General features: G+C 47.2%; 13 protein-coding genes. 11 read left to right on the top strand and 2 right to left on the bottom strand.

Annotated features, from left to right (window positions below; translation table 11 throughout):
- The first annotated feature begins 61 nt into the window (after positions 1-61).
- From BLCOC_RS14550 to BLCOC_RS14530, 5 genes are all read left to right on the top strand, one after another.
- Positions 62-631 carry a chromate transporter gene (locus BLCOC_RS14550; RefSeq protein ID WP_115622576.1) on the top strand — a complete coding sequence of 190 codons (570 nt, stop codon included), beginning with the start codon at positions 62-64 and terminating at the stop codon, positions 629-631.
- Positions 624-1,187 carry a chromate transporter gene (locus BLCOC_RS14545; RefSeq protein ID WP_115622575.1) on the top strand — a complete coding sequence of 188 codons (564 nt, stop codon included), beginning with the start codon at positions 624-626 and terminating at the stop codon, positions 1,185-1,187. Before BLCOC_RS14550 ends, BLCOC_RS14545 begins: the two co-directional genes overlap by 8 nt.
- 107 nt (positions 1,188-1,294) lie before the next feature.
- The gene (locus tag BLCOC_RS14540; RefSeq protein ID WP_029468995.1) at positions 1,295-2,746 is read left to right on the top strand and encodes an NAD(P)/FAD-dependent oxidoreductase; all 1,452 of its coding nucleotides are present in this window, start codon (positions 1,295-1,297) and stop codon (positions 2,744-2,746) included.
- Positions 2,718-3,386, top strand: coding sequence for a response regulator transcription factor (locus tag BLCOC_RS14535; protein WP_115622574.1), 669 nt, complete (start codon positions 2,718-2,720; stop codon positions 3,384-3,386). The genes BLCOC_RS14540 and BLCOC_RS14535 overlap by 29 nt, the downstream gene beginning before the upstream one ends.
- Positions 3,383-3,589, top strand: a complete 207-nt coding sequence (locus tag BLCOC_RS14530; RefSeq protein WP_115622573.1) for a hypothetical protein — start codon at positions 3,383-3,385, stop codon at positions 3,587-3,589. The genes BLCOC_RS14535 and BLCOC_RS14530 overlap by 4 nt, the downstream gene beginning before the upstream one ends.
- A 132-nt stretch (positions 3,590-3,721) precedes the next feature.
- Here BLCOC_RS14530 and BLCOC_RS14525 read toward each other — a convergent pair whose 3' ends face one another.
- Positions 3,722-4,897 (bottom strand): IS110 family RNA-guided transposase, encoded by a 1,176-nt coding sequence (locus tag BLCOC_RS14525; RefSeq protein ID WP_115622538.1) that lies wholly within the window; start codon positions 4,895-4,897, stop codon positions 3,722-3,724.
- 265 nt (positions 4,898-5,162) lie between these two features.
- Here BLCOC_RS14525 and BLCOC_RS14520 point away from each other — a divergent pair, with 265 nt between their 5' ends.
- From BLCOC_RS14520 to BLCOC_RS14505, 4 genes are all read left to right on the top strand, one after another.
- The gene (locus BLCOC_RS14520; protein WP_165907328.1) at positions 5,163-5,975 is read left to right on the top strand and encodes a sensor histidine kinase; all 813 of its coding nucleotides are present in this window, start codon (positions 5,163-5,165) and stop codon (positions 5,973-5,975) included.
- A gap of 68 nt (positions 5,976-6,043) precedes the next feature.
- Complete coding sequence (locus BLCOC_RS14515; protein ID WP_029468998.1) at positions 6,044-6,811, top strand: ABC transporter ATP-binding protein; 768 nt, start codon at positions 6,044-6,046, stop codon at positions 6,809-6,811.
- Entirely contained in the window at positions 6,801-8,840 is a 2,040-nt protein-coding gene (locus BLCOC_RS14510) for an FtsX-like permease family protein (RefSeq protein ID WP_165907327.1), read from the top strand. The genes BLCOC_RS14515 and BLCOC_RS14510 overlap by 11 nt, the downstream gene beginning before the upstream one ends.
- A gap of 118 nt (positions 8,841-8,958) precedes the next feature.
- A complete protein-coding gene (locus tag BLCOC_RS14505; RefSeq protein ID WP_115622570.1) occupies positions 8,959-10,056 on the top strand; it encodes a glycerol dehydrogenase in 1,098 nt (365 codons plus the stop codon).
- A gap of 5 nt (positions 10,057-10,061) precedes the next feature.
- On the opposite strand, the gene BLCOC_RS14500 is transcribed toward BLCOC_RS14505, so the two are convergent.
- On the bottom strand, positions 10,062-11,270 hold the full coding sequence (locus BLCOC_RS14500; RefSeq protein WP_165907326.1) for a helix-turn-helix domain-containing protein: 1,209 nt from the start codon (positions 11,268-11,270) through the stop codon (positions 10,062-10,064).
- Between the two features lie 143 nt (positions 11,271-11,413).
- Between BLCOC_RS14500 and BLCOC_RS14495 the strand changes: the two genes are divergently transcribed.
- Positions 11,414-12,586 carry a glycoside hydrolase family 5 protein gene (locus tag BLCOC_RS14495; protein WP_115622568.1) on the top strand — a complete coding sequence of 391 codons (1,173 nt, stop codon included), beginning with the start codon at positions 11,414-11,416 and terminating at the stop codon, positions 12,584-12,586.
- A 38-nt stretch (positions 12,587-12,624) separates the two neighbouring features.
- On the top strand, positions 12,625-14,022 hold the full coding sequence (locus tag BLCOC_RS14490; protein ID WP_029469002.1) for an MFS transporter: 1,398 nt from the start codon (positions 12,625-12,627) through the stop codon (positions 14,020-14,022).
- The last annotated feature ends 4 nt before the right edge of the window (positions 14,023-14,026 follow it).

Here is a 14,026-nt window from a genome sequence, read left to right as displayed (position 1 = left end):
TTATATCGTTTTACAGATGGATACACAAGGGATATACTGTCTCTTTAGGGAGGATTTCAGTATGAAAGAAAAAATAAAATTATGCCTGTGGCTGGCGTATATCAATCTGTTTATCAGTGCCTTTACCTTTGGGGGCGGCTATGTGGTCGTGCCCATGATACGGAAATATTTCGTGGAGAAAAAGCATTTGTTTGATGAGGAGGAGCTGATCCGTATAGCGGCCATTGCCCAGTCCACACCGGGAGCCATTGCCGTAAACATGGCGTCTCTTGCGGGCTGGCAGGCGGCTGGTATGGCAGGCCTTGTCATCAGCGGCGTCTGTTCCGTCATTCCGCCGCTGGTCATTCTGGCAGTTATCTCAAAATGGTATGCAGCGGTGGCTGCCAATACCGTCATAGCTGCTGTGCTGAAAGGGATGCAGGCAGGGGCGGCCGCTCTGATCGTGGATTTTGTTGTGGATATGACACGGGCTGTTCTGAGAGAACGCTCACCTCTTCTGACCACCATGACCGTTTCGGTGTTCGCCATAAGTTTTCTGACAGATGCCAACATCGCGGCAATACTTCTGGTGTGCTGCGGTCTCTGCGCAGGGCGGGTATGGTTCAGGAAGAGAGGTGAGATATATGGGTAAGCTTCTTCGGCTTGCAGTGACATTTTTCCAGATCGGGCTTTTCAGTATCGGAGGCGGGTATGCCATTATACCACTGATACAGGAACAGGTGGTGGAGCGCTTTGCGTGGGTATCACAGAAGACATTTACGGATATTATTACGATATCCCAGATGACACCGGGGCCTCTGGCGGTAAACACCTCTACCTTTATTGGTATACAGATAGCGGGAATACCGGGAGCGGTTCTGGCCACCTTTGGGTGTGTGATCTCCGGTATCAGCATCTCGGCTTTTTTATACAGGCTGTTTCAGCATTACCAGAAGTCAGAGTATATCATAGAGCTGCTGAACGGTCTGAAGGCGGCTTCCCTTGGGCTTATCATCTCTGCGGCTTTTACGATCCTTTTGCTGTCCTTTACAGGGACATCGGTGGTATCTGAGATAAAGACAGCGGACTGGACAGCCGTTCTGGTCTTTTTGGCTTCGCTTTTTATGCTGCGCAGATGGAGGGTAAACCCAGTGGCGGTTATGATAGGTACGGGGATCGTGGGAGGCTTGGTCTATACGTTTTTCTGATACTGCCCGTATGTTGGAAGAATTTTCAGGCACATGGCGGCGCAAGTATGTTATAATGACAGCAGCGGACCAGATGACAGCTTGTACGATATAAGGGAGGCAGTAAAATGGATAATAAATACGATGTGATCATTATCGGTGCAGGTCCTTCGGGAATTTTCTGTGCCTATGAATTAAAACGCCAAAATCCCCGGTTAAAGGTTCTGATGATCGAAAAGGGAAGATGCATAGAGAAACGCCGTTGTCCAAAGCGGACAACCAATGTCTGCGCCGGCTGTAAGCCTTGCTCCATCACAACAGGGTTTGCGGGGGCGGGAGCTTTTTCAGACGGAAAGCTTTCCCTGTCACCGGATGTGGGAGGCACGCTCCCCGAAATCCTTGGCTATGAAAAGGCGGAAAAGCTGATCCATGAAGCGGATGAGATCTACCTGAAATTCGGGGCTGACAAAAAGGTATACGGAATTGACGACCAGGCGGCCATATGGGATATCCGTACAAAGGCCATCCGCGCCAATTTAAAGCTCATTGAGTGTCCTATCCGTCATCTGGGTACAGAGGAGGGCTATAAGATCTATACACGGCTGCAGGAGCATCTTCTGGCGGAAGGTGTGGAGATTCTGTTTATGACCATGGTGGAGGATATCCTCATTGAGGACGGAAAAGTAAAAGGTGTGGTGACGGACAAACAGGAAACTTTTTACGCGCCGCAGATCGCGGCCGGTGTGGGCCGGGAAGGCTCGGAGTGGTTTGCAGGAGTTTGCAACGGACATCACATAGAGACAAAGAACGGTACTGTGGACGTGGGTGTCCGTGTGGAAGTCCGTGACGAGATCATGAAGGAATTAAATGAAAAGCTGTATGAGGCGAAGCTGGTGTACTATACCCCTACCTTTGATGATAAAGTGAGGGTTTTCTGTACAAATCCTTCCGGTGAAGTCTCCGCGGAATATTATGAGAACGGCCTTGCCGTGGTGAACGGCCATGCGTACAAATCCAAAGACAAAAAAACGAACAACACAAACTTTGCCCTGCTGGTATCCAAAAACTTTACAGAGCCTTTCCGTTCTCCCATTGAGTATGGCAAGCATATTGCCCAGCTTGGCAACATGCTAAGTGACGGAAAGATCCTGCTGCAGAGGTACGGGGATTTTAAGAGAGGCAGAAGAACTACTGCTGAACGGCTTACAAGGAATAATATCATACCTACGCTTAAGGACGCGGTTCCCGGGGATCTGTCCCTGGTATTTCCCCACCGGATCATGGTGGCTGTGGTGGAGATGATCGAAGCCCTTGACAAGGTTACACCGGGGATCGCAAGTGATGAGACTCTGCTCTATGGGGTGGAGGTTAAATTCTATTCCAATAAGGTATTGGTCAATACAGAATTCGAGACAAATATAAAAGGGCTGCGCTCCATGGGAGACGGCGCATCGATCACCAGAGGACTCATGCAGGCTTCGGCAAACGGCCTGTGTACAGCGCGCGCTATATTGAAGACATTTGGGGAGCAGCAGGGAGGAGATACCGCAGATGATGAGGCTACTGGCAGCAGAAGATGACCAGGTTCTGAAAAGAGAGCTTTCCAGGGATCTGGAAAACCATGGATATGAGGTGGTGGTGCCTGAGAACTTTGAGGATGCGGAGGACATTGTGGGAAGAGGGGAAGTGCATCTTGTGCTTCTGGATGTCACGCTTCCGGGAAGAGACGGATATGAGATATGCAGGAGTATCCGGCGCTTTTCAAAAATTCCCATTATCTTTTTGACTAGCAGAGACACCGATATGGATGAGCTGTATGGCATGACTATGGGCGGGGATGACTTTGTGCGTAAGCCTTATAAAATGCCCATACTGCTTGCCAGGATTGAGGCTCTGCTCCGGCGCAGCTACCCGGATGCGGAGGCAGAGAGGGAAATCATATGGCAGGATTTCTGCCTTCTGCCCGCCAAGGGAAAGCTGCGCAGGGGAGACAGGGAGATTTTTTTGACCAGGCAGGAGACCCTTCTCTTAGCCTGCCTTTTCTCCCGCCCGAAAGAGGTGATCCGAAGAGTGGATCTTATTGAGGAGCTGTGGGATGATCAGGTCTATATTGATGACAATACCCTCAGTGTCCATATAACCCGTCTCAGAGGCAAATTAAAGGAACTGGATGCGGGGGATCTGATCCGGACCCGGTATGGGCAGGGGTATTCCATATGAGTGGGAGAATGTATTGGCGGCAGCAGGCGGTACCTATACTTTTGCAGGTGCTCTGTCTGTGTGCTGCCTCTTTGTATCTGCGGGCCTTGGGTCTTACATGGTTTCAGATCCTGCCCCTTGGGATGGTTTATATGGGCGTTCTTGTGCTGTGGAATCTGATTTGTTTTCTCAAAAAAAGACTAACTATTAAAGAAAGTCAATAAATAGTTTCAAAAACAGAGATGTTTTGAGTATAGTGGCGATGACTTATTCATCGCAATCAGTACCTTGAAAATTGCATGACAAATAGAGCATCGAGTATGATGCTCTGACAAGAAGATATGATGTTGGAAGAATTAGATTGCTTTTTGGTATTGCTGTCCAGTGCGTTCGAGATGATAAATTAGCCGAACTAGTTTCTTGGTCGCGTGAGACATTGCAACATAGTAATGCTTGCCTTCAGCTCGTTTCTTGGCAAGATAAGCCTTGTAGGTTGGATCCCATAGACAAACATATGCGGTTGCATTAAACAGAGCATATCTAAGGTATCTAGAACCACGTTTTTCCATTCTGGCATAACAGTTATCTAACTGGCCGGATTGATAGGTAGAAGGCGACATTCCTGCATAAGCAAGGATCTTATCTGGAGAGTCGAATTGGCTAAAGTCACCTATTTCAGCAATAATCATGGCACCCATTCGATAGCTGATTCCAGGAATGCTAAGGATTGGAGAATTGATTTCATCCATGATGACTTTAATCTCGTTTTCAATCTCTTCGATTTCAGAATCTAGCTCTCTAATGAGCTTAATGGTGTGCTTTAATTCAAGCGATTTAGCTGGCATATTTGAACCGATAGAGGTTCTTGCAGCCTCTCTAAAAGCGATAGAGGTTTCTTTTGTGTAGTGGCCTTTAGATGCGGTTTCAAGAAGATTTGAAAGTCTTGTGAGATGTGCATTAGCTACCTGTTTTGCACCAGGAAATTCGTAGAGTAACTCATAAACAGAATTCTGATGAAGTGTTGGAACAAGCTTTTCTAACTCAGGGAAAAGGATACATACAAGACGGGATATAGATGTTTTAAGCTTCGCGCGTTCTTTAACTTTATCAAAACGATAGCGAGTAAGTGACTTAAGCTCTTCGTTGTGATACGATGTGTCTGAGTAGGACTTTAAGTTCACGTCAGACATTAGCATAGAAGCAATTGTATGGGCATCAACTTTATCCGTTTTCGTCTGTCTAAGGCTTAGACTTTTTCTGTACAGATTAGTATGTAACGGGTTGATAACAAAGGTGGCCAGACCTTTATCAAGCAGATATCCGAGAAGATTGTAACTATAGTGTCCAGTGGCTTCTAGGCCTACTTTTACTTTAGAAGCATCTTCCATAACGGATTCTATTTTCTGATAAAGCTCGTCGAACCCATCGAGATTGTTTTTGATGGTAAAAGCCTTGAAAAGGACTTCGCCATCAGAGTTTGTGATAAAGCAATCATGCTTATCTTTTGCGACATCAATTCCTACGTAAATCATATAGGACCTCCTGATATAAAGTATTGATACTGTCTTAAGATCCACAGGGCTCCTTGCAATCGTAACCTACTTCTTGATAAACCGTCATGCGGTAACTAACTGATTAACAAATAAACAAAGAGACTGTGGTTGGAGCCTTTTTTAAACCATCAAGTGGTAGGAGGTGATAACCAATCCACAGTATCTTAAAATAGCATAGTCAAACCTGTAGAAAAGGTAAAGAAAGACTATGACTTTATATAATAGTAGGAAGTATTTTCATAAAATGGCTGTTCTTATGGAGAGTCTGGATAAAAAGTATCTCTTTCCACAGGTGTGGAAAGGCGCAGATACCTGGGAAGAGGCAGGATATTACTGTCTGATGAAGGAGTGCACCAGATCCATGCTGGAGGAGACCGAGGAAGCGGGAAGACTGCAGCGGGAATACCGGGAGCTTCTGGAAAGCTATGTACATGATATGAAGCAGCCTATTTCCGTCATCTCTCTCATTGCGGGAAGAGAAAAGACGCAGGATAACAGAGCCGTTCTTCTGGAACTTGAAAAAATGAACCATCTCTCAGAACAGATCCTGTATTTTGGACGAAGCGAAAGCCCCCACTCGGACTTTCTGATACAGAAGGTAAATACAGGGAATGTTATCAGGGAATGTCTTTCTATGAATAAGCAGCTCCTGATACAAAATCAGGTTGCCCTGGATATTCCGGAGACTATACCCGGAGTTTATGCGGATGAGAAAGCACTTTTGTTCGTTTTGAACCAGATCATTTACAATGCGGTCACCTACAAAAGAGTGGGAGTGACTCCCAAAATAACCTTTTTCTGGCAGACTCCGGGGGAAGATAAGCTGCTGCTTCACATTCAGGATAATGGTCGCGGCATCTCTTCGGAGGATCTGCCAAGGGTTTTCGAGAAGGGTTTTACAGGAAAAAACGGCAGGGAAAACCACCGTTCTACCGGCATGGGTCTGTACCTGTGCAAGAAAATATGTGACAGGCTCGGGACCGATCTGGGGGTCTGCTCTGAGGAGGGCGTTTATACCCGGTTCACCATCTGCCTGCAGATTCTTACGGAAAAGTAAGATTTTTGCAAGAATGTGAGATACATTGAAAAGGGCAGATATGATACCCTGTACCCGAGGTGATAAGTATGGAACCATTACTGAGTATTGAACATGTCTCCAAATATTATGGAGAGAACGCAAATGTGACAAAGGCATTGGACGATGTCTGTTTTACTGTGGAGTCCGGCGAGTTCGTGGGTATCATGGGTGCCAGCGGTTCCGGCAAAACCACAATGCTCCAGTGTATCTCTACACTGGATGAGCCAACCGGCGGACGGATCCTGTTGGACAAAAAAGATATCACAAAGCTGTCAGAGCGGGAGATCGCGCATTTCAGAAGTGAAAACCTGGGATTTGTATTCCAGGAATATAATCTTTTGGATACCCTGACTTTGGGGGAGAATATAGAACTGGCTCTGACCATACGCCGGGCACCGAAGGAGGAGATCCGAAAGAAAGTAAAGGCCGTTGCAGGCAGACTGGGAATCCTGGATCAATTGAATAAATTTCCGTTAGAGGTTTCCGGGGGACAGAAGCAGCGCTGTGCCTGTGCCAGAGCTTTGGTCAATGAACCTCGCCTGCTGCTGGCGGATGAACCCACCGGAGCTTTGGATTCCGCGTCCAGCGCCAGGCTTTTGGAAACCATGGATGACCTGAACCGGGAAATGGGGATCACCATCCTGATGGTTACCCACGATGCCTTTACAGCCAGTCACTGCAGCAGGATCCTTTTCCTTCGGGACGGGCGTATTTTTACGGAGATGCGGAAAGGGAAAAAAGAAAGAAAAACATTCTTCCAGGAGATTCTGGATGTGATGTCCATGTTAGGCGGTGATGTTGCCCATGTACGCTAAGCTGGCTTTACGAAATGTAAAACGGAGTATGGGGGATTACGCCGTCTATGTGCTGACCCTTGTCCTGAGTATTACCATGATCTTCGCCTACAACTCCCTGCTGTTTTCCGATGCCATCAATTCCTTCAGCAAGCTGATGCGGCCTATGATGTCCATCCTCATATGTGTGACAGTTATGGTGGTATTGATCCTGGGATGGCTGATCTCTTATATCACACATTTTATCTTTGAACAGAGGAGTCGGGAATTTGCCTGCTATATGACCATGGGAATGGAGCGGCCGGCCATGAGCCGTCTGTTTCTTATTGAACAGCTCATCATCGGAAGTGCGGCACTGGCAGCAGGGATTTTGCTGGGAAACGTCTTTTATCTGGCGCTCAGCCAGGTGATCTTTAAAATGTTTGACAAGGCCTATTATATGGATCTGTCCTTTCAGGTCCCAGCCATTTTTCTGACGGTTCTGTGCTTTTTCTTTATGTTTGCATTCAGCCTGTTCAGGCAGAACCGGATCCTTAAAAAAGTGAAGATCAGGGAACTGATGGATTACAGCAGGCAAAATGAAACCGGGGCTTCAAAAAGCCAGAAAAATATCACATTAAAAATGGCAGGAGCCGTTCTTTTGGGCATACTGGGACTTCTCTGCCTGTATGTGGCGCTGACGGTGAGGATTGACGCATTCGCAGGATTTGCCAACATGCTTCTCATGGCAGCAGGTGTTATTCTACAGGGAGTAAGCCTTATGCTTTTTTACAGGCAGCTTGCCCAAGGGATACTGAAGCATTATAAAAAGAGCAGAAGGAGACTGCATCATCTCAACATCTTCTTTTACCGCCAGCTCACCGCCCGTCTGAATACCAACGGCAGACAGATGGGGGTCATATCCATTCTGCTTCTGCTTACCTTCATGGGACTCGGAGGCGCGTCTTTTATGGCAAATGCCTATGAGGATGCACTGCAGAAAAAAGTCCCCTTTGATGTGGAAGTCTCACAGCATTACGGCAGACTGGACGCAGAGGCATGCCGGAGTTTTGTGGAGAAACACAGCAAGATCAAAGAAGATCTGGCCTATGATATTTATCAGCTTGAGGACAGCACCATCCTGGTGGAAATGCTTGACCGCAAGCAGGAGGAAGTGGAGGGATTTGAGGACTGGGCAGCAGAGAGCAATATGGACCTCTGTATGAAAGTATCAGATTACAATAAACTGAGAGGTTTTCTGGGAAAAGCGCCGATTTCCCTATCGGATGACGAGTACGCTGTTCAGACCCAGGAGGCCTATTACAGAAAGAAGCTGGAGAAAGGGAAGCGTGCCCTTGTCACAGGGGGCAGAACATACCGCCTGAGTAAAGTGCTGGAAGGGCCTTTTGCGCAGGATAGTATGAACGAGAGCGGATTCGGCACGAAAACCATCCTTGTTCTGCCGGATGCCGCATGTGCTTTGCTGACACAGGGACGGGGATGTTATGCAGCTATGGTAAAAGACCGGGAGAATACGGATTATCAGGAAGCGCTTCAGAAAACCATAGAGAAGACGGCAGGTCCCGACGGTCCCAGTTTTGTTCTGGCGTATACCTATAAGGGACAGAAGCAGGAGCTGCAGTCTATCTATATGATGACAGCTTTTATCTGCTGCTACGCTGCATTTATCTGTATCTTCATCTGTGCTGCGATCCTGGCAGTGCAGCTTTTGAGCAGCAGTAAAAAATACCACTCCCAGTATGACCAGCTCAGAAGGATGGGAACTACAGACAGTGAGATCAGAAGGCTTACCGCAAGACAGAGCGCGGTATACTTCTTTCTGCCCATGGTACTTCCCCTGTTTTTTCTGTTTCTTTATATGGCCGGTATCGGCATCGCCTTTCCGATACAGCGCCGTATGTTGTTTGGTTCATTCGGCGCAGCAGCAGTGGCCTTTTTGGCAGTGTACGGGTGCTACCTGCTCATCACCTGCCTGCAGTACCAGAAGAATGTCCTGAAAGGCACCAGGCAGTATCATCTGCGTGACTTTATCTTAAAAGACAAAAAATAGATAAGAAAAACCGGCAGGCTGCCAAGGTCATAAAAGAAAAGATTGTAATGTAAACAGGAAAAAGTTATAATAAGACAGTAGTATGTTAAATTAAAGACAAACAGGAGGTATGAGAGATATGGCAAAAATATTAAGCAGCCCCGGAAAATATGTGCAGGGTGCCGGAGAACTGAAAAAGCTTGGCACATATGCGGAAGGTCTTGGAAAAAATGCGCTGGTATTGATCAGCAAGGGTGGCTATAAAAGAATCGGTGCAGAAATCGAAAAGAGTTTTGCAGAAACTGGCTGTACCCTGCATTTCGACTATTTTAATGGGGAATGCTCTAAGAATGAGATCAACCGTCTGAAAGATATTATGAAAGAAAAGGGTTGTGACCTGGTTATCGGTATCGGCGGAGGAAAAATATTCGATACTGCCAAAGCTGCTGCATATTATGAGGATACACCGGTTATCATTTGTCCGACCATTGCCTCCACAGATGCGCCATGCAGTGCACTGTCGGTTATCTATACCGATGAAGGCGTTTTTGAAGAATACCTGTTTTTGCCCAGGAACCCAGACATGGTGTTGATGGATACAGAGGTCATCACGAAATCCCCGGTACGACTGACAGTGGCCGGCATGGGAGATGCCTTGGCTACATATTTTGAGGCCCGTGCCTGTGCGGCAAGCGATGCGCAGACATGTGTAAACGGTAAATCCACCAGCGCGGCTATGGCCCTTGCAAAATTATGCTTTGATACCCTGATGGAGGAAGGTGTAAAGGCTAAAATCGCTCTGGAGGCAGGTGCCTGCACAGAGGCAGTGGAAAAAGTCATTGAGGCCAATACGCTGCTGTCCGGTATTGGTTTTGAGAGCGGCGGACTTGCAGGTGCACATGCCATTCACAATGGATTTACGGTATTGGAGGAATGCCACTCCATGTATCACGGAGAGAAGGTGGCTTTTGGAACCATCACTCAGCTTGTTCTGGAAAATATACCTGCAGAGGAGCTGGAGGCGATCATTGATTTCTGTATCGAAGTAGGTCTGCCGGTTACCCTGAAAGAGCTGGGGGTCAAAGAGATTACCCCGGAAAAGGTTATGGCAGTGGCAAAAGCAGCCTGCGCAGAGAATGATACGCTCCACAACATGCCTTTTGAGGTGACGCCTGAGACGGTTTCCTCTGCGATTTTGGCGGCAGATGCCTATGGCCGCTATTTTCTGGGAGAATAAATGGATTACGGTGTAAACTGCCGGATACCGTAGGTATTCCGATATTCGCTGAGGGTGTAACCGGTCAGCTTTTTAAACTGCTTTCCCAGATGACTCTGGGAGGAAAAACCCAGATACGCGGCAATTTCGATATAGGAATATCCTGAATAGGTCAGCATATTTTTAGCCAGGCCGATCTTCTCGCGCAGGATAAAATTTTTGATAGAGATTCCCTCACATTGATGAAATAACTCAGAGAGATAGCTGGCGTTCATACCAAGAAAGCCGGCTATTTCCTGTGTGGTGATCCTGTCGTGAAGATGGGAAAAAATATAATCCTTACAGAGCCGGACATGGGGATTCTTTTCTCTGTGACCCATGCCCCTTTGCTGTTCCTTCTGTTCTCTCACCATATTGGTGTACTGGTATTCAGCCTGCCGCAGCAGATGGGTGATAGATGCCAGATCAGAGGCCTCCTCCACTTTATTGATATAAATGTCACTGAGGGAAAAAGAAATCTCCGGAAGGATACCGCCCCGTATCGCTGCACGGCTTGCCAGGGTAATGACTACGATTCCCACGTTTTTCCAACTGCGGAGCCTGTCCTTTGCCAGAACACCGATATTTCCCGTATAGTCCTCTGCCCAGCTTTTCTCCAACTGTTTTACGTCCCCGTTTTCAATACTGGAGAATTCCCGCAGCTCCTGGTCATAAGGGTTATGTCCAAGAGAGGCCTCCTGATTCTCAAACAGCAAATCTGAAAAATGTCTCTGGATCTCCATATCCAGTGATCTGTCTATACAGTTAAATAAGATCAAATCCCTTTCATTCAAAGTCTGTTCCCAGAAAAGATTATGCATAAGAAGAAGATTCCCCGCCAAATCTGAAAAATCGCAGAATGGCACAGTATCTAAAAAGTTGTCATCAAAACCAGGCTGTTTTTGACAGTGAAGCAGCCGCACCGGCGTCTTGAATTTTACCGGGCCGATGATAAATAGGTGCTTTGGAACCGTAACCACGGCATAGACCAGCTTATCCCCCGCAGACAGAAGAAATGGCAGGGTTTCCCCAGACTGCGCAAGCAGGGATTCCTCCAGATTCCCGTGAAAAAAGCTGCTGTCTGTAAAGTCAGGCCGCCCGCAGAAATTCTCCTGAAGCTGCCTGGTTTCTCCGTAATCCCGTACGATCGTGTGCAGACTGTATGAGACATGCTGCAAAAGATAACTGACATTCATCCACATATACCTCCCGGAAATGATTTAAGTACAGTATAACAGATAATCTGGTAAAAGTGATAAAAAACTGGAAAAAGTGATATATAATCCGCTTGTTTTGTCATAAAATCAAGGAAAATAAAGTCCGAAAAGGAGAATGGATCATGTATGTAAAAGGTGTAAATCTGGGAAACTGGCTGGTGCTGGAAAAATGGATGAGCCCGGCGCTTTTTGAAGGGACCACAGCGGAGGATGAATACTATCTGCCAAGACAGCTCTCCAAAGAGGTATATGAGGCGAGGATAAGCATCCACCGCGCGGAGTATATAACGGAGAGAGATTTTACCAGGATCAAATCTATGGGAATGGATGCTGTCAGGATCCCGGTGCCCTACTTTATATTTGGAGACAGAGAGCCGTTCATCGGCTGTATCAGGGAACTGGATAAAGCGTTTAACTGGGCAGAAAAGTACGGTCTGCAGATATTGATCGATCTGCACACAGCGCCGGACAGCCAGAACGGATTTGATAACGGTGGGATCTCCGGAGTCTGCAAATGGTCCCAGGAGCCGGATGAGGTGGAATTTGAGCTTAGTGTTTTGGAACGTCTGGCAAAACGCTATGGAACCAGGCAGGGACTGTGGGGCATTGAGATCCTCAATGAGCCGATTCTGGAGGATATGTGGAAGACCATGGATGTGCCTAACCGCTACAAGCCTGCTGATCCGAAAAAAGCAGAGGGAACCAGGCCGAATACCATGGAATTCATACGTGGTTTTTACCTGGAGGCTTATGACAGGATCAGGAAATATATGCCGGTTGAGAAATATGTGGTATTCCATGACGCCTTTGAACTGAAGGCATGGAAAGAATTCATGCGCGGAGAAAAATATAAAAATGTTGTACTGGATACCCATCAGTATCTGATGGTTGCGGAAGCTCTTGGCTGTGAGCAGACAGTGGAATCCTATACAGCTTACATCCGTGAGACGCTGGCAAAGGACATTGAGGAGATGCAGCAGTATTTCCCGGTCATCTGCGGGGAATGGTGCCTGTTTAACTCCCTTGCCTGCGGATGCGATACAAAGGGCGGACAGAGCGTTTTAAACGGTGTGGAAGGCTCCGGGGAGGAGATTGTCAGCCCAGAGGAGAAAAGGCGCATCTACAGCATCCTTGCAGAGGAACAGCTAAAGGCCTGGAAAAAGGGTTCCGGATATTTTTACTGGAGCTATAAGCTTCTGGTGGATACTGTCAATGACGCCGGATGGATCGGATGGGACAGTTGGGATTTCGGAAGATGTGCGGATCTCGGATGGTTTCCCAAGGAAGGGGAATAAAAAGCAGCAGGGAAAGGTGAAAAGGAGAAAAACAGATTATGAAGACAGATATGAATCCTAATGCAAAGTTGTCATTTGTGGAGAGGTTTGGATATGGCGTGGGGGATTATGCAGGAAACCTGGTATACTCGGCGATCAGTGCCTTTCTGCTTGTGTACTATACAAATGTAGTGGGGGCAAATGCCGCCGCTGCCGCTTCTATCATAGCTATATCTAAAATTTTTGACGGAATTTCGGATCTGGTCATGGGCTACATCATTGACCACACCCACAGCAAATGGGGGAAAGCGCGTCCCTGGATCGCAAGACTCTGTATCCCTCTGGCTGTCTGCACGGTTCTTATGTTCAGCGTGCCCTCCTCCTTTGTGGGAAAGGCACAGCTTGCCTACATGTTTCTGACTTATAATCTGGTCTCCACCATATTTTATACAGGAATCAATGTGCCCTATGCTACCATGAACGGCCTTATGACCACAAATCAGTATGAAAGGGGGCTTCTGGGCAATTTCAGGATGCTGCTGGCTACGGCGGGGACCATGACCATCAACACAGTGGTACTGAAACTGACTACAGCCTTTGGCGGGGGCGATGCCTACAGCCAGAAGGGATGGACGCTGACCTTTGTGCTTTTGATGCTTGTATTTGTGGGACTCAATCTTTTTATGTTTGCCGTCTGCAAAGAGCGTGTTGTGGAACAGAAAGAGAAAGTGGATACCAAAGAGGATCAGATTTCTTTTGTCAAAGGACTTACGGGGCTTGTGAAGAACAAATACTGGGTTTTGCTGGTCATTGCCCTGTTCGCCATGTATTTTATGATGTCAAGCTTTTTCGGCTCTGCGGTGTACTTTGCCAAATATAATATGGGGGATGAGAGCTATTATGCGCCAATCTCCAACTGTCTGTCCATAGCCCAGATCGCAACCATGTTTGTAACGCCATTTATCATGAAAAAGACAGGGAAAAGAAATGTATTTCTCATGGGCATGCTCATTTCCATGGCAGGCTTTCTGCTGACCGGATTTACTGCTGATCTAACTCTGGTGTGTGTGCTTTCTGTTGTCAAGGGAATCGGTTTTGGTTTTGGCGCGGCAACCATGTTCGGCGCTCTTCAGGATGCCATCACGTACGGGGAATGGTTAAACGGCTATGGAACTGCAGGTATGGGAAACGCGGCATCTTCTTTCTGTATGAAGGTGGGGTCAGGATTCGGAACGGCGGTCCTTGGCTGGGTGCTGAACGCAGGTGGATTTAAAGCAGAGGCAGCAGTACAGTCAGCAGCATCTCAATCTGCCATCACCTGGTCCTTTGTGTGGATTCCTGCAGTATCTGTTCTCATTGCGGCTGTCTGCCTGTGTTTCTTTGACCTGGATAAAAAGTACGAAAAAGCAGTGACAGACCTGGAAAAAGGAATCCATAAAAGTGATCATGAAAATTAAGGAG

The sequence above is a fragment of the Blautia coccoides genome, from assembly GCF_034355335.1.
Classification (GTDB): domain Bacteria; phylum Bacillota; class Clostridia; order Lachnospirales; family Lachnospiraceae; genus Blautia; species Blautia producta.
The sequence above is the reverse complement of the archived record's forward strand: the minus strand, read 5'-3'. Positions and strand labels throughout refer to the sequence as shown.